Origin of the sequence: Streptomyces sp. NPDC059455 (assembly GCF_042750115.1) — a bacterium.
In the GTDB taxonomy this organism is placed as follows: Bacteria; Actinomycetota; Actinomycetes; order Streptomycetales; family Streptomycetaceae; genus Streptomyces; species Streptomyces endocoffeicus.
In genome coordinates this window covers 21163-35937 of record NZ_JBHYVB010000086.1, presented here as the reverse complement: position 1 = coordinate 35937, position 14775 = coordinate 21163, and the positions used below count along the sequence as shown (strand labels likewise).

Annotated in this window: 15 protein-coding genes; 12 read left to right on the top strand and 3 right to left on the bottom strand. The window is 70.1% G+C overall.

Annotated elements, in window-relative coordinates; all coding sequences use genetic code 11:
- Positions 1 to 159: 159 nt before the first annotated feature.
- The 8 genes from ACFXB5_RS27810 to ACFXB5_RS27775 all read left to right on the top strand — a co-directional run bounded on the left by ACFXB5_RS27810 (position 160) and on the right by ACFXB5_RS27775 (position 6885).
- Positions 160 to 1185 (top strand): thymidylate synthase, encoded by a 1026-nt coding sequence (locus ACFXB5_RS27810; protein ID WP_385212566.1) that lies wholly within the window; start codon positions 160 to 162, stop codon positions 1183 to 1185.
- Positions 1182 to 1745: a nucleoside-diphosphate kinase gene (locus ACFXB5_RS27805; RefSeq protein ID WP_385212564.1), complete on the top strand. Its 564-nt coding sequence runs from the start codon at positions 1182 to 1184 to the stop codon at positions 1743 to 1745. The genes ACFXB5_RS27810 and ACFXB5_RS27805 overlap by 4 nt, the downstream gene beginning before the upstream one ends.
- Before the next feature lie 27 nt (positions 1746 to 1772).
- Positions 1773 to 2957 carry a radical SAM protein gene (locus ACFXB5_RS27800; RefSeq protein WP_385212562.1) on the top strand — a complete coding sequence of 395 codons (1185 nt, stop codon included), beginning with the start codon at positions 1773 to 1775 and terminating at the stop codon, positions 2955 to 2957.
- Positions 2954 to 3556 (top strand): exonuclease domain-containing protein, encoded by a 603-nt coding sequence (locus tag ACFXB5_RS27795; protein ID WP_385212560.1) that lies wholly within the window; start codon positions 2954 to 2956, stop codon positions 3554 to 3556. The genes ACFXB5_RS27800 and ACFXB5_RS27795 overlap by 4 nt, the downstream gene beginning before the upstream one ends.
- Positions 3553 to 4149 carry an AAA family ATPase gene (locus tag ACFXB5_RS27790; RefSeq protein WP_385212558.1) on the top strand — a complete coding sequence of 199 codons (597 nt, stop codon included), beginning with the start codon at positions 3553 to 3555 and terminating at the stop codon, positions 4147 to 4149. The genes ACFXB5_RS27795 and ACFXB5_RS27790 overlap by 4 nt, the downstream gene beginning before the upstream one ends.
- Positions 4146 to 4928: an aldo/keto reductase gene (locus tag ACFXB5_RS27785; protein ID WP_385212556.1), complete on the top strand. Its 783-nt coding sequence runs from the start codon at positions 4146 to 4148 to the stop codon at positions 4926 to 4928. The genes ACFXB5_RS27790 and ACFXB5_RS27785 overlap by 4 nt, the downstream gene beginning before the upstream one ends.
- A gap of 648 nt (positions 4929 to 5576) precedes the next feature.
- Positions 5577 to 6197, top strand: coding sequence for a flavin reductase family protein (locus tag ACFXB5_RS27780; protein ID WP_385212554.1), 621 nt, complete (start codon positions 5577 to 5579; stop codon positions 6195 to 6197).
- 31 nt (positions 6198 to 6228) lie between these two features.
- Positions 6229 to 6885, top strand: a complete 657-nt coding sequence (locus ACFXB5_RS27775; RefSeq protein WP_385212579.1) for an HAD family hydrolase — start codon at positions 6229 to 6231, stop codon at positions 6883 to 6885.
- Between the two features lie 272 nt (positions 6886 to 7157).
- Here the strand turns inward: ACFXB5_RS27775 and ACFXB5_RS27770 are convergent, their stop codons facing one another.
- Positions 7158 to 8030: an undecaprenyl-diphosphate phosphatase gene (locus ACFXB5_RS27770; RefSeq protein ID WP_385212552.1), complete on the bottom strand. Its 873-nt coding sequence runs from the start codon at positions 8028 to 8030 to the stop codon at positions 7158 to 7160.
- A gap of 295 nt (positions 8031 to 8325) precedes the next feature.
- Here ACFXB5_RS27770 and ACFXB5_RS27765 point away from each other — a divergent pair, with 295 nt between their 5' ends.
- Positions 8326 to 9870, top strand: coding sequence for an MFS transporter (locus ACFXB5_RS27765; protein WP_385212550.1), 1545 nt, complete (start codon positions 8326 to 8328; stop codon positions 9868 to 9870).
- 190 nt (positions 9871 to 10060) lie between these two features.
- On the opposite strand, the gene ACFXB5_RS27760 is transcribed toward ACFXB5_RS27765, so the two are convergent.
- Entirely contained in the window at positions 10061 to 10825 is a 765-nt protein-coding gene (locus tag ACFXB5_RS27760) for a TVP38/TMEM64 family protein (RefSeq protein ID WP_385212548.1), read from the bottom strand.
- A gap of 228 nt (positions 10826 to 11053) precedes the next feature.
- On the opposite strand from ACFXB5_RS27760, the gene ACFXB5_RS27755 reads away from it, so the two are divergent.
- The 3 genes from ACFXB5_RS27755 (at position 11054) to ACFXB5_RS27745 (ending at position 13410) form a co-directional block, all read left to right on the top strand.
- Positions 11054 to 11206: a hypothetical protein gene (locus ACFXB5_RS27755; protein WP_385212546.1), complete on the top strand. Its 153-nt coding sequence runs from the start codon at positions 11054 to 11056 to the stop codon at positions 11204 to 11206.
- Positions 11207 to 11302: 96 nt separating this feature from the next.
- Positions 11303 to 12478: an elongation factor Tu gene (tuf, locus tag ACFXB5_RS27750; RefSeq protein ID WP_385212544.1), complete on the top strand. Its 1176-nt coding sequence runs from the start codon at positions 11303 to 11305 to the stop codon at positions 12476 to 12478.
- Between the two features lie 86 nt (positions 12479 to 12564).
- A complete protein-coding gene (locus ACFXB5_RS27745) occupies positions 12565 to 13410 on the top strand; it encodes a spermidine synthase (protein ID WP_385212542.1) in 846 nt (281 codons plus the stop codon).
- On the opposite strand, the gene ACFXB5_RS27740 is transcribed toward ACFXB5_RS27745, so the two are convergent.
- Complete coding sequence (locus ACFXB5_RS27740) at positions 13397 to 14701, bottom strand: MFS transporter (RefSeq protein ID WP_385212540.1); 1305 nt, start codon at positions 14699 to 14701, stop codon at positions 13397 to 13399. The two genes, ACFXB5_RS27745 and ACFXB5_RS27740, sit on opposite strands and share 14 nt — an antisense overlap.
- Positions 14702 to 14775 lie beyond the last annotated feature (74 nt).

The window sequence follows — 14775 nt, the reverse complement described above, 5'->3', positions numbered from 1 at the left end:
TTTTAATTTACGGGCCCACACAGATATATACACCTAAATTTTGGTGGGCCGCTTCTTTTTTTTATACGAGACAGGCCCCCATCTGTGTGTGTCGAACCGGACCCGCTCGGGGCCCCGGTCGACACCGAACCCGCGGCCCCGAGCGGTCCAAGGAGAGTCATGCTCACACCCCTCAGTCTCCTCGGTCTCGAAGAGGCATATCTGGCCTTATTGAGGCTGGTATCCGAGGACCACGATCACCGTATCTCTGCCCGTGGCAACGACGCCCGCGAAGTGATCGGCGCGAGTTTCCGCTTGTCGGACCCGCGCCGGCGACTACTCTTCCTGGCCGAGCGCAAGGTGAATCCGATCTTCCATTTCGCCGAAGCACTCTGGTACCTGGCCGGCCGCCGGGACCTGGAGATGATCGGCTACTACGCACCGTCCATGCGCTCCAGCTCACGGGACGGCATCCATCTGGGCGGGTCCGCGTACGGCCACACGATCTTCAACCCGGCCGACGGCGACACGCTGTCACCCTTCGACCGCGTCTTGGAACTGCTCCGTAGCGAACAGGACAGCAAGCGGGGTTACATTCCCGTCTTCGCCGCTGACGAGCTGACGATCAGTGACAACCCGGATATGGCGTGCCTCGCCGGGCTGCACTTGTTGGTGCGGGACGGGCGACTGCACATGGTGTGCTACATGCGAGCCAACGATCTCGACTGTGGCCTGCTCTCCGACGTTTTCAGCTTTACCATGCTTCAGGAGTTCGCAGCCGTCCAGCTCGGCCTGAAGATGGGCTCCTACACCCATTTCATCGGCTCGGCCCACATCTGCGACCGCAATGCCGAGCGTGTCCACCGCGTCCTCGTGGAAGCCGTTACCCGGGCCGCACCAATCCAGTTCCCGTTCCCGGCGATGCCGACGAGCACCACCGCAGCGACCGTGGCACGTGTCCTCGAGCACGAGGAGGCCCTACGTACGAACAAGGCCCACTACAGCGCGGCGCACATCCAGGCATCGGGTCTTGATCCCTACTGGCAACAGGTCCTGTTGCTGTTTGAGGTCTATCGACAGATCCAGCACGACCACATCGACACGGTGAACCCCGATGCCCTCAATGCTCTGGACCCGGGCCTTCGGTGGCTCGTCGGCCACCGCTGGTCCGCATGCGCTGCCGCCCTGGACGGAGGCGAGCAGTGAGCCGGAAGCCGCCGAGCGGGGTCGTAGTGGAAGGGATCGACTTCGCCCGCTGGGCGGTCATCCTGTGCAAGCCCGACGCGGTTGAGCGGGGCCTGGTGGATGCCGTTCTGGACCGGATCCAGGCGGCCCAGTTCGCGGTGTCGGATCGGCTCGACCTCACCGCACAAGCCTGGCAAGCGCATGTCCACTACTGGGACTTGCTGGTGGACGCCGACTGGTTCCCCGACCGTGACATCCCTGCCTGCCTGGACGCGGAGTACGCCAACCGCCCCGTCACCGTGGCACTCGCCCATGGAGAACCGGGCGTGCATCACCGCCTTCGCCAGCTCCTGGGACACTTCGACCCCACCCGGGCCGCGCCCGGCACCATCCGCGGCGACCTCGGCAATGACAGCCTGACGGCAGCGCTGGCCGAGCGGCGCCTGGTCCGCAATCTCGTACACACCAGTGACGACCCGGACGCCGCCCGCCGCGACTTCGGCACCTGGTACGGCGCCCGCCACCGCGCTCTGCTCTCCCCGCCGTTTGCCCCGCACCAGCGCACATCCGTCGAGACGTAACGCCCAATCCCTCGAACTGGAGGCACCATGAGCGAGCCGTGCAAGCAACGCCCCTTACCAATCCTCGCCAGGGAAGAGATCGGGGAGCTGAAGCCCGCACTGGCGGATGTGATCGAGTACCGCAAGTCCGGACTCTCCCTGAACTGGATCATCGGCTGCCCGCTGGACTGCGGGTACTGCATCCGCCACACCTTCGCCAACTTCCAGATGAAGATCCCCCGTCGGCTGATGAGCGACGAAGAGGCGGTCACCGCGCTCGTGGAGCACGCGTACTTCCGGCCGCACACCACGCCGCTCCAGCTCCTGAACCGGGCGACCGACCCGATGCTGCCGGGCGTCAAGCCGCACCTGTTCACTGTGCTGCGGCACCTGGACGCACTGGGCCTGACCAACCACGTGCTGGTCATCACCCGCTGGCGCGTTGGCGCGGAGGACTGCGCGGTCCTCAACAGCTTCGAGAACCTGCGGCTGACTGTGCTGGTCAGCCACTCCGGCATCGACCATGAGGCCATCGAGCCGGTGGACTCCCAGATCGCAGCCGAGAGTCTGCGCACCCTGTACGAACATGCCGAGCGGTACCGCACCATCCTGTACTGGCGGCCGATCGTTCCCGGTCTCAACGACTCCGACGCCCACCTGAAACAGGTGCGCGAGTTGTCCCGGCACGCGCACGCCACCGTCTTCACCGGCCTGTTCTACCGTCAGGAGATCGCCGCCTACTACGAGGCGCACGGGCTGCCCACGCCGTACGAGGGCACCGCCCGGCGCAAGATCCTCCCCGAGGTGGCCGAGCGGCGGGTGCTCGATGCCTTCCGCACCCTCGAGGACGTCTCCGCCCCGTGGGGAGCGTTGTTCCGCAAGACGAGCTGCGGCGTGGCTTACGCCCACGGAGAGGCCGACTACAACGGCCACTACGGCGTCCGCGAGCTGTGCGACATCTGCCCGGAAAAGCAGCTCGCTCTGTGCCACGCGGCCTGGATCAAGCCCGATCTCGCGGACGTCACCGAAAGCGCCCGAGCCCTTGGCGCGACCGGACCCGTTGAGATCAGTGACCGGGCCATCGTCGTGGAGGGTCTGGACGAGCCGCCGCGCTACTACCTCCAGCACGGCTACGGCTACCAGTGCCACGACCGCGAGAAGCCTCACCACTACCGCCAGCACGGCCGTGCCCCCATCGGCTGGCCGACGGAGAACGGAACACCCGCACCATGAACTTCGCCACCTGGCCCGCACTGCTCGTCGTGGACGTCGAAGGCAACGGCGCCAACCCGCCCGACCTGGTCGAGGTGGCTGCCCTTCCCGTTCGCGACGGCGGGCCGGACACCAGCACGGCCGGGGCGTGGCTCATCCGCCCGCCCCGGCCCATCACTCCCCGCGCCGCCAGCATCCACGGCCTGACCAACGGAGTCCTGGCGCAGTCCCCCCGATGGAGGGAGATCGCCGAGCGGGTCCACGGGCTCCTGGGCAAGGCGTGGATCTGCGCCCACAACGCGCACACGGACTACCGAGTACTCAAGGCGCACCTGCCCAATTGGGAACCGGTCGGAGTCCTCGACACGCTCCGCCTGGCCAAGGCCACGTACAAGGACCTACCCGGCTACAGCCTCGACGCCCTGATCAAGCACACCGCGCCGGACCTCACGGCCGCTCCCGCCCAGCGGCACCGTGCTACCTACGACGCCTACGCCACGGCACAGCTCCTCATCGCCATGGCCAGTTACTACGACACCTGGGACGAGCTTGTCGCCGCGGCTGTGCCGCCCGGCATGCCGGGCGCCCCCGAGCCAGAAGGGGACCCCACTCTGTGGTGACCCACCAGACACCCATTCGTATCGGCGTGCTCGGCACCCACTCCACCGGCAAGACGACACTGCTCAAGCGGATCCAGATGGAACTGCGCGGCCACGGGCTCACCGTGGCCCGCACAGGCCGACTCGCCAAACGCGGCGCGGCCATCGGCCTGCCGAAGATGCAGCACCACACCGCGGCCTCCACTGAGTGGATCATCACGCAGGGCATCGCCGACGACATCGCCGCCGCAGCACAAGGCGCCGACGTCGTCCTCGTCGACCGCGCCTCCTTCGACGCCCTCGCGTACTACCACGCGGTCCTTGAGTACCGCGGCGCGCACGCTCACCGGCTGGAGAGGGGAAGCCTGCGGCTCCTTGCCTCGACGCAGGCGCCGAAGTACGACCTTCTTCTCGCGACCGTGCTGGACCCGGACGTACCCGTCGACCAGAGCCACGACTACGACCACCGCTACCGCATCCTGGTGGACCGCCACGTCCACGGCCTTCTGGCGGACGACGGGAGCCCGCACGAGCGCGTCACCAGCGACCACGAAAGTCAGACCCGCGCCATCGAACGCGCGCTTCAGCTCTGCCTCCAGGAGGCCGCCGTATGACCATCACGCTGCCCGCGGGCACCATCACCATCGCCGGGAAGGCCGTCTCCCGGCTCGGCTTCGGCACGATGCGCCTGACCGGCCCCGGCATCTGGGGCGACCCAGCAGACCGCGCCACCGCGCTCACCGTGCTCCGCCAAGCCGTCCACACCTACGGCATCACCCACATCGACACCGCAGACGCCTACGGTCCCCACACCGTCGAACACCTCATCCGCGATGCCTTACACCCCTACCCCGAGCACGTACTGATCGCGACCAAAGTGGGCCTGGCCCGTCCCGCCCCGGACACATGGGTCCCGCATGGCCACCCCGTCTACCTGCGCGCATGCGTCGAGGCGAGCCTACGGCGACTGGGCATGGACCGGCTCGAACTCTGCTACCTCCACCGCATCGACCCCGAAGTGCCCGTCGCGGACCAGATCGGCACACTCCAAGCCCTGAAAGACGAGGGAAAGATCGGGCACATCGGTCTGTCGAAGGTCACGTCCGAGCAGATCCATACAGTCACCAATAACATCACCGTCGCCGCCGTGCAGAACGTCCTCAACATGGGCGCGGACCGGCACGACACCGCATTCGAACTCTGCCGCGACCTCTCCATCCCCTATGTGCCGTACCGGCCCCTCGACGCCGGCACTCTCGCACGGCAGGGGCATATCGACGCAGCTCTCAACTGGCTGCTCCACCTCGGGAACCACGTCGCACCGATCCCCGGCACCAGCTCACCGGAACACCTCAGCCAACTCGTCGCCGCTGTGATGGGCGACCGCTTATGACGCGAACACCCACGCCGCCCACCGCGAATCCGGCTGCTCGCCAGCGCCACATACGGAAAACAGCTCCCTACGAGAACTGGCGGCCGCCGCTGGTAGGAGTGTCCGCACTCGTGCCCATCGGGACCACCTGCTTACTCGTCGCCGAACTACGCGGTGACCTGCTGGTGCCGTGCGGCCCCGTCCACGACGGGCAGACGCCGGAGGAGGCCGTCCAAAACGTTCTCCTGGGAGCGCCGAGCGGCCTACCCGTCCTTCGACGGGTCGCCGTTGACTGGGCCCAGATGCGCCGTCGACAGATCTTCACGTATGTCGTAGCAACCGAGCCCCTTGCTCACGCCGACGCAGATGGTCTTGCCTACCGCGACGGACGAGCGGACTTGCAGATGTTCCCCATCGCGCAAGCCACATCCGCTCTCTCCAGCCTGGCCCAAGCCCGGGTCCTTGCTGGACTCAAGGCTCTCGCTGATGGGGAGATGGCCTATCTGGTAGCTGGCATCTTAAGCCGCACCGAGTCCGCCAGGTGTACCGGCTCCCGCCCATGGTGCTCAGCTCCGGATGGTCGTGTCTTCCGACACCAGGCACCTTCCGTGGGGTGAGGTCGTGGACCGTCGTTGGGATGCGCCGCCGCCTGCGCGGATACTGGGGCGCATGCGTATCGACTTCGATCCCGAGACCATGGGACCCACCCCCTTCTACAAGCTGCTGACCTCGGTCATCGTGCCTCGGCCGATCGCCTGGGTGTCGACCGTCGGCCAGGACGGTGCCGCGAACCTCGCCCCGCATTCGTTCTTCACCGTGGCGGCCGTGGCTCCGCCCGTCGTGCAGTTCACCTCCTTGGGGCGTAAGGATTCGCTGCGGAATGTCGAGGACACCGGGGAGTTCGTGGTGAACCTCGCTCCCGAAGGGCTGTTCGAGCAGGTCAACGCGACGGCGACGGACTTTCCGCACGGGGTGAGCGAGTTCGAGGCGGTGGGGGTGGAGCAGGAGGCGAGCTTGCGGGTGAAGCCGCCTCGGGTGGCGGGGTCGCCGGTGGCGTTGGAGTGTGTGGTGCACAGCACGATGGGGCTCGGGAACTCGACGGTGGTCTTCGGGCGGGTGGTGCACGCGGTGATCGACGACGAGGTGATGGTCGACGGGCATGCCGAGATCACCAGGCTGCGGCCGCTGTCCCGGCTGGGGAGGAACGAATGGGGCACGGTCGGTGAGGTGCTGGATCTCGCCCGGATCCGTTACGCGGACTGGGAGGGTCAGGGGCCGGAGAAGGTGTGAGGGCCACGCGCCATAGGAAGGGGGCATGGTGATGGAGAGCGTGGTGTTCGACATCGGCTCGACCCTCGTCCGTGAGGACCGCTACTGGGGCTCCTGGGCCGACTGGCTCGGGGTGCCCCGGCACACCCTGTCCGCGCTGGTGGGGGCCGTCGTCGCGCAGGGGCGGGACGACTGGGAGGCGATCCGGCTGCTGCGGCCGGGCGTGGACATCGACGCCGAGCGTGGGGCGCGGGAGGCGGCGGGGCGGGGGGAGTGGCTGGACGAGTCCGATCTGTACCCGGATGTGCGGTCCGCGCTCGGCGCGCTGCGGGAGTCCGGGCTGCGGGTGGTCCTGGCCGGGAACCAGTCGCTGCGGATGGGTGAGCTGCTGCGGGGAATGGAGCTGCCGGTCGACGCCGTGGCGACGTCCAGCGGATGGGGCGTCGTCAAGCCCGATCCGGAGTTCTTCCGGCGGGTGCTGGAGCTCGGCGGCGCCGCGCCGGGGGACACGGTGTACGTGGGCGACTATCCGGCCTTCGACATCCGCCCGGCGAAGGCCGCCGGGCTGCGGGCCGCGCATATCCGCCGGGGGCCGTGGGCGTATCTGTGGGGCGATACGGCCGACGCGGCGATGGCGGACTGGCGGATCGACTCGTTGGGTGAGCTGGTGGGGATCGTCGCCGGACCGCCGGGGGCATCGTCCCCGTAAGGCCGCAGCTCAGGGCAGGGGTGTGCGCTGGGTGAGGAATTCACACCCGGTGTGATGCGAGTGCTTGCATATATCTACCGCACACCCTTCCCTATTGCCCGGTATGGCGTTTGACTCGTCCCATGCCGCTCAGGGGGCGCCAGACCTGAGCGAAGGGGCCGCCGGACTCCTCCCTCCTCGGCCGGCGGCCCATCTCCCTGCCTGTCCGGTCTCCCTGCCTGTCCGGCGGATACCGGCGGATGGCGGATACCGGCGGGTATCTGAGAGGTGCGTCAGCCTGCCGACTCGGCCGCGTGGGCGCTCAGCACGCCGAAGCCGATGAGCGCGAAAAGCGCGATGCCCAGCAGAATCCGGTAGATCACAAACGGCATAAAGCTCTTGCTTGAAATAAATTTCATAAACCACGCGATCACCGCATATCCGACAATAAAGGCGATGACCGTCGCGAAGATCGTCGGGCCCCACTCGGTATGGCCCTCGGAGGCGTCCTTCAGCTCGAAGGCGCCCGAGGCCAGCACCGCCGGCACCGCGAGCAGGAAGGAGTAGCGGGCCGCGGCCTCGCGGGTGTAGCCCATCAGCAGTCCGCCGCTGATCGTGGCGCCCGACCGGGAGACGCCCGGCACCAGCGCCATCGCCTGGCAGACCCCGAATATGAGCCCGTCCCGGATGCTCAGCTCCTGGAGCGTCTTGCGCTGGTTGGCGACGCGATGCCGGCCGCCCGTCTCATCGCGGGCCGCACGCCGGTCCGCGAAGCCCAGCACGAGGCCCATGACCACGAGGGTCGTGGCTATGAGCCGCAGATCGCGGAACGGACCCTCGATCGCGTCCTGGAGGGTGAGCCCGAGGATGCCGATGGGCAGCGAGCCGACGATCACCAGCCAACCCATCTGGGCATCGTGGTTGCCGCGCCACTCCTTGCTGAAGAGCGAGCGGAACCAGGACGAAACGATCTTGACGATGTCCTTGCGGAAGTAGATGAGTACCGCGAGCTCCGTGCCGATCTGGGTGATCGCGGTGAAGGCGGGCCCAGGGTCGTTCCAGCCGGCGAACGCGGCCGTGAGCCGCAGATGGGCGCTGGAGGAGATCGGAAGAAACTCAGTCAACCCCTGGACCAGCCCGAGGATGAATGATTCAAACCACGACATTGAGTCTTCGCTATCCAAGGCTGATCGTGCGCTGCTCGGTCCCTGGTCTCAGATGTCCAGGCATGACCGATTCAGGCGGGGCGGTCAGTGGGAAGCCGACCGTCGAGGATCAACGACCGGTTGTGGGGGCAGCGTAGCGTCCCCGGCTGCGCGGCCCAGCAAGGGCCTGGTCAGACCATCGGTTCAGCGCTTTGACCTTGGGTACTCGACGCTCGGCCGCCCGGCCGCGGGCGCCTGGTGAAGATCAGCCGTGGACAGCCGTGGACAGCCGTGGACAGCCGAGGAGCCGAACCGTATGACCGCGACCGGGCGCGACGGAGGACAGGGCGGCCGACGGAACGGGGCCGGGGGCGGTGCCGGAAACGGGCCGGGCGGGACGATCACCACCGAGGTCCCGGCGCGGCTGGACCGGCTGCCCTGGTCACGCTGGCACTGGATGATCGTGATCGGCCTCGGCACCGTATGGATCCTGGACGGTCTCGAGGTGACCGTCGTCGGCAGTATCGCCAGCCGTCTCGCCGAGCGCGGCAGCGGGCTGCCCATCACCGACGCGCAGGTCACCGGGATGGCGGCGGCCCTCTATGTGGCCGGGGCCTGTACCGGGGCGCTGGTCTTCGGCTGGCTCACCGACCGCTACGGCCGCAAGAGGCTCTTCCTCATCACGCTCGGGGTCTATCTGGCCGCCACCGCGCTCACCGCCGTCTCCTTCTCCGCCTGGTGGTTCTTCCTCTTCCGCTTCCTCACCGGCTTCGGCATCGGCGGGGAGTACGCGGCCATCAACTCCGCGATCGACGAGCTGATCCCCGGCAAGTACCGGGGCCGCGTCGACCTGGTCATCAACGGGAGCTTCTGGCTCGGCGCGATGGGCGGCTCGCTGCTCTCCGTGCTGATGCTGAACACGAACTTCTTCGCGCTGAACGTCGGCTGGCGGCTCACCTTCGCCCTCGGCGTCGTCCTCGGCCTGGTCATCCTGCTGGTCCGGCGGAACGTCCCCGAGAGCCCGCGCTGGATGTTCATCCACGGCCGGGCGGAGGGCGCCGAGGAACTGGTCGCGGCGGCCGAACGGAGGATCGAGGACGAGACCGGGCGGCGCCTCCCCGAGCCGGACAAGGCCATCACCATCCGCACGCGGAAGAGCACCGGCTTTATCGAGATCGCCCGGACGCTCTTCCGGGCGTACCCCCGGCGCGCGGTCCTGGGGCTGGCCCTCTTCATCGGGCAGGCGTTCCTCTACAACGCCATCACCTTCGGCTTCGGCTCGATCCTGGTGAAGTTCTTCGGCGTGCCCAGCGGCGACACCGGCTACTACTTCGCGGTCATCGCCTTCGGCAACTTCCTCGGGCCATTGCTGCTGAGCAGGCTCTTCGACACGGTCGGCCGTCGGCCGATGATCTCGGGGACGTACATCCTCTCCGGTGTGCTGCTGTTCATCACGGCGTGGATGTTCGGCAACGGCTGGCTCAACGCGACCACGATGACCGCCTGCTGGTGCGTGGTGCTCTTCTTCGCCTCGGCCGGTGCGAGCTCGGCGTATCTGACGGTCAGCGAGGTCTTCCCGATGGAGACGCGCGCCCTGGCCATCGCCTTCTTCTACGCCATCGGCACGGCGGCCGGGGGCATCAGCGGTCCGCTGATCTTCTCGGATCTGACGGCGAGCGGAGTCGTCGCGGACACCGCGCTGGCCTTCTCCATCGGGGCGTCGCTCATGGTCGCGGCCGGGCTGGTCGCCGCCTTCCTCGCGGTTCAGGCGGAGCGGCGTCCGCTGGAGGACATCGCCGAGCCGCTGTCCGCCCGCGCCGCGGCCACATCCGCCTCCGCCACCGGACCGGCCGGCGGCTGACGGGTGGCTCCGCGGGGGGCGGCGCCGGCCGCCCCCGGGCGACGCGCCCTGCCCCCGCGCATCCGCTGCCCGCCCTCTCCGCGAGCGGGCCGTGGACCCGCCGGGGACGGGGGGGGGCGGCCGGGGGCCGCGGGGGGGCCCGCCCCCGTCAGCCCGGCTGGGCCGCCCGCCAGCCCCGCGGCGCCGCGCGTCAGCCCCGCGGCGCCATCTCGTCTGCCGCCGTGTCCTCCGTGGACCGTACGGGCCGTATGGGCTCTACGGGCCGGATACGGCCGCGTTTGCGCCAGGCCACCAGCGCCCCCGCGACGGCGGGCACCGTGATGAAGGCCAGGGCGAGGAGGAAGACGGGCGAGGTGGGGGTGGTGGCGCGGCTGCCCGCCACCACGTACGCGGCGGTGTTCGGCACACTGCCCAGCCCGGTGGCCAGCAGGAACGACGGCCAGCCCATCCGGGAGACGGCCGCGCAGTAGTTGGCGGCGGCGAACGGTACGCCGGGGAACAGCCGGATCGCCAGCATCGACCGGAACCCGTGGTGGCTCAACTGCCGGTCCGCCGCCGTGAGCCAGCGGCCCCGCAGCAGCGGCCGCAGCGCGTCCTGCCCCAGCAGCCGCCCGAGGCCGAAGGCGATCCCGGCGCCGATCACCGTGCCGCCGAGGGCCGTGGCCAGCCCGGCCTGGATACCGAAGAGCGCACCTGCCGCCAGGTTCAGCAGCGGCCGGGGCACCAGCGCGGCGGTGCCCACCCCGTACGCGGCCGTGAACAGCATCAGGGCCGTTCCGCCCGTCAGCTCCGGCCAGCCGTGGGTCAGCAGCCGCTGCGGCTGCCACAGCCAGACCGCGATCGCGGAACCGGTGAGCAGCGCGGCGAGCAACCCCAGCCGCGACCACGGCGAGAGGAGCACGGCGCGGGCGCGGCGCGTGGCCGGTTTCGCGGGCGGCGGGGCGACATCGAGCATCGGTGGAGCGTAACCGACCGGGCCCGGCGGACGCTGTGATGTCGTCGGGTTGTCGTCCGATTGTCGGCAGACCGTCGACAGAGATTCCGAACCCTGACGACAGAGGTTCCGAACCCTGACGAGAGAGGCCGAGAGAGGTTCCGAACCACCCGCCCCACCGGCCCCGGACGTACCGAAACGCACCGAAAACCATTCGACGCGGACCGAACAGTGCGCGAAGATCACAGCATGTTCCGGCTCGCCTTCCTCACGCCGACGTCCGCGGTCGCGGACGCGCCGAAGGCTGCCGTCCTCTCTCTCGCTCCGGCCGCGGTCGCCGCCCTCACCACGGACCCGCCCGCAGCCGTTCCCGCCGCCTGCCTCGACGGCGCCCGAAGCTGACCCTCCTCGGACAACTCCGACGGATCCCCCAGGGGGAGGGTCGGCGAGGTTCTGGGGTCCGCGCTTCCCACCCCGCTGACGAGGAGAGATCGTCGCATGTCCAAGCAGACGTATGTGCGCACCAAGCCGCATCTGAACATCGGCACCATGGGCCATGTCGACCACGGCAAGACCACCCTGACCGCCGCCATCACCAAGGTGCTGAGCGAGCGCGGCACCGGCGGCGCCTATGTGCCGGCGGACCGCATCGACCGGGCGCCGGAGGAGGCCGCGCGCGGCATCACCATCAACATCGCGCATGTCGAGTACGAGACCGACACCCGCCACTACGCGCATGTCGACATGCCCGGCCACGCCGACTTCATCAAGAACATGGTGACCGGCGCCGCCCAGATCGACGGGGCGATCCTCGTGGTCTCCGCGCTCGACGGTGTGATGCCGCAGACCGCCGAGCATGTGCTGCTGGCCCGCCAGGTCGGCGTCGACCACATCGTGGTGGCCCTCAACAAGGCCGACGCGGGCGACCCCGAGCTCACCGACCTCGTCGAGCTCGAGGTGCGCGAGCTGCTGTCCGCGCACGGCTACCCCGGCGACACCACGCCCGTCGTACGGGTCTCCGGGCTGCGGGCGCTGGAGGGCGACCCGCGCTGGACCGGGTCGATCGAGGCGCTGCTGGACGCCGTGGACATCTACGTACCGACGCCGGTGCGGCACACCGGGGCGCCGTTCCTGCTACCGGTGGAGAACGTGCTGACCATCACCGGACGCGGCACGGTCGTCACCGGCGCCATCGAGCGCGGCACGGTACGGGTCGGCGACCGTGTCGAGGTGCCCGGCACCGACGTGGCCACGGTGGTCACCGGCGTGGAGACCTTCGGCAAGTCCATGGAGTCGGCCGAGGCGGGCGACAATGTGGCGCTGCTGCTGCGCGGAGTGGCGCGGGACGCGGTGCGCCGCGGCCATGTGGTGGCCGCGCCCGGCAGCCTCGTACCGCGGCGGCGCTTCACCGCGCGGGTGTACGTCCTGTCGGCGGCCGAGGGCGGCCGGCGGACCCCGGTGTCCACCGGTTACCGCCCGCAGTTCTACCTCCGTACGGCCGATGTGGTCGGCGCCGTGGACCTCGGGGCCGCCGCGGTGGCGCGTCCCGGTGACACGGTCACCATGACGGTCGAGCTCGGCCGTGCCGTACCGCTGGAGCCGGGCCTCGGCTTCGCGATCCGCGAGGGCGGCCGCACGGTGGGCGCGGGCACGGTGACCACCGTGCTGCCGTAGCCACACCGGTCCCGCTCGTCCGCCTCCCCCGTGCGGGGGGCGGGCGAGCGGAAGCCACGGCACGCACGCGACGGCACAATGAGAGGGTGAACGAGCCGATACCCGTGAGCCGTGCCGTGGACGGCGGCACCGCCAAGCTGATGCCGGACCTGGACCGCCCGCGCGCCTGGCTGCTCACGGTGGAGGGCGCCCCGCAGTCGTATGTGGACCTGGACGATCCGGGCCATCTCGAGTTCGAGTACGCGCGGCGGATCGCCCATGTCCTGGACGCGGCCGCCGATCCCGGCGCTCCGCTCGACGTACTGCACCTGGGTGGTGGGGCGCTGACGCTGCCTCGCTATCTGGCCGCCACCCGCCCCGGCTCCCACCAGGTGGTGATCGAGGCCGACCGGGGGCTGCTGGAGCTGGTCGCCGAGCACCTTCCGCTGCCGTCCGGGGCGGGCATCACGGTGCGGCCCGAGGACGCCCGGACCGCGCTGGAGGCCGCGCCCGAGGGGTCCGCCGATGTCATCGTGGCCGATGTCTTCGGCGGTTCGCGGGTGCCCGCGCATCTGACCTCCGTCGAGTACGCCCGCGCCGCGGCCCGGGCGCTGCGGCCGGGCGGGTGGTACGCCGCGAATCTGGCCGACGGGGCGCCGTTCGCCTTCCTCCGCTCCCAACTGGCCACCTATCGCACCGCGTTCGCGCACCTCGCCCTGATCGCGGAGCCGTCGGTGCTGCGCGGCCGCCGGTTCGGCAACGCCGTGCTGGTGGCCTCCCAGTCCGAACCGCCGGTCGCCGTGCTGGCCCGCCGCACCGCGGCCGACGCCTTCCCGGCCAGGGTCGAGTACGGGGAGGCGCTGGAGCGGTTCATGGGCGGCGCGGCGCCGGTGCGGGACGAGGACGCCACGCCCTCGCCGGAGCCGCCGGACGGGGCGTTCAGCGTGGGCTGACCGGCTCCGGGGCGATGTCCGCGGCGGTGGCCGGTCCGCCCTCGGCGACGGGTTCGGTCTCGCGTCGGCGCAGCCGCCGTACGTCCGGGACCGTCAGCACCGCCAGCGTCAGCGCCAGGATCAGCGCCGAGCAGCCCCACAGCGAGGCCGACCGGCCGAAGGCCTCCTCGGCCGGGCCCGCGAGCGCCGTCGCGAACGGCACCATGGCGACCGAGCCGAACCAGTCGTACGCCGCGACCCGTGACAGCTTGTCCTCGGGGATCTCCTGGTGCAGCGCGGTCATCCAGGACACCCCGAACACCTCGACCGACACCCCGACCAGGAACATCACCACGATCAGCGGCGCGATCGGCACCGGGACGGCGAGCGCGGCCGACGGCAGCGCGAGCGGCAGTATGCACAGGGAGCCCGCGAGCAGCATCCGGCGCGGCCGCCAGCGCACCATCAGCAGACCGCCCAGGACGGTGCCGGCGCCGAACGCCGCGAGCGCGAGCCCCCAGGGGCGCGCCCCGCCCAGGTGGTCCTCGGCCACCAGCGGGCCGAACACCGCCTCCGCCGCTCCGACCACCGCGTTGACGACGGAGAACTGGATGACGATCGACCACAGCCAGGGCCGGCCGACGAATTCGCGCCAACCTTCGCGCAGATCCCGCAGCATGCCTCCGCCGGGCTCCCGCTGGGCGACGGCGCTGACGTCGAGCAGCGAGCGCAGGGCGCCCGCGACCGCGAACGCGGCGGCGTCGACGGCCAGTACCCAGCCGGGGCCGACCACCGCGACCAGCGCGCCGCCGAGCGCGGCCCCGCCGATCTGCGCACCGTTCATGCCCATCCGGAACAGCGCGAAGGCGCGGGCGGCCTGTTCGCCCTTGACGCTGGAGAGCAGCATGCCCTCGGCGGCGGGGGAGAAGAACGCCTGCCCGGTGCCGCCGAGCGCGGACAGCGCGGCCATCTGCCACAGCCGCGCCTCGCCGGACAGGACGAGCACGGCGAAGACCGCCTGCGAGAGGCAGTTGAGACTGTTGGCCGCCACCATCACCCGGTGGCGCGGCAGCCGGTCCGCCACCGCGCCGCCGATCAGCAGGAAGACGACCAGCGGAAGCGTACGGGCCGCCGCCACGAGCCCGACGTCGCCGCCGTCCCCGCCCGCCTCCAGCACCGCGAACGCCGCCGCGATGAGGGCTCCGGCGTTCCCGAGGCCCGTCACCACGGCGGCGGTGGTCAGCAGTGTGTAGTTGCGGCCGGCCCACGCGGGGCGGCGCGGTCGGAGGCTCGGGGCCGGAGGAGTCGTCACATCCGGACTATCCCTGGGGGCGGACCCCGGCGTCCAACCGAATTCCGGCCGTCACGATCGGAGCGGTCGGAAGG

Bases quoted from the DNA above. Each gene is read 5' to 3' on its own strand.
- ACFXB5_RS27810 (WP_385212566.1), top strand. From the start codon at position 160: ATGCTCACACCCCTCAGTCTCCTCGGTCTCGAAGAGGCATATCTGGCC.
- ACFXB5_RS27800 (WP_385212562.1), top strand. From the start codon at position 1,773: ATGAGCGAGCCGTGCAAGCAACGCCCCTTACCAATCCTCGCCAGGGAA.
- ACFXB5_RS27795 (WP_385212560.1), top strand. From the start codon at position 2,954: ATGAACTTCGCCACCTGGCCCGCACTGCTCGTCGTGGACGTCGAAGGC.
- ACFXB5_RS27785 (WP_385212556.1), top strand. From the start codon at position 4,146: ATGACCATCACGCTGCCCGCGGGCACCATCACCATCGCCGGGAAGGCC.
- ACFXB5_RS27780 (WP_385212554.1), top strand. From the start codon at position 5,577: ATGCGTATCGACTTCGATCCCGAGACCATGGGACCCACCCCCTTCTAC.
- ACFXB5_RS27775 (WP_385212579.1), top strand. From the start codon at position 6,229: ATGGAGAGCGTGGTGTTCGACATCGGCTCGACCCTCGTCCGTGAGGAC.
- ACFXB5_RS27770 (WP_385212552.1), bottom strand. From the start codon at position 8,030: ATGTCGTGGTTTGAATCATTCATCCTCGGGCTGGTCCAGGGGTTGACT.
- ACFXB5_RS27765 (WP_385212550.1), top strand. From the start codon at position 8,326: ATGACCGCGACCGGGCGCGACGGAGGACAGGGCGGCCGACGGAACGGG.
- ACFXB5_RS27760 (WP_385212548.1), bottom strand. From the start codon at position 10,825: ATGCTCGATGTCGCCCCGCCGCCCGCGAAACCGGCCACGCGCCGCGCC.
- ACFXB5_RS27755 (WP_385212546.1), top strand. From the start codon at position 11,054: ATGTTCCGGCTCGCCTTCCTCACGCCGACGTCCGCGGTCGCGGACGCG.
- tuf (WP_385212544.1), top strand. From the start codon at position 11,303: ATGTCCAAGCAGACGTATGTGCGCACCAAGCCGCATCTGAACATCGGC.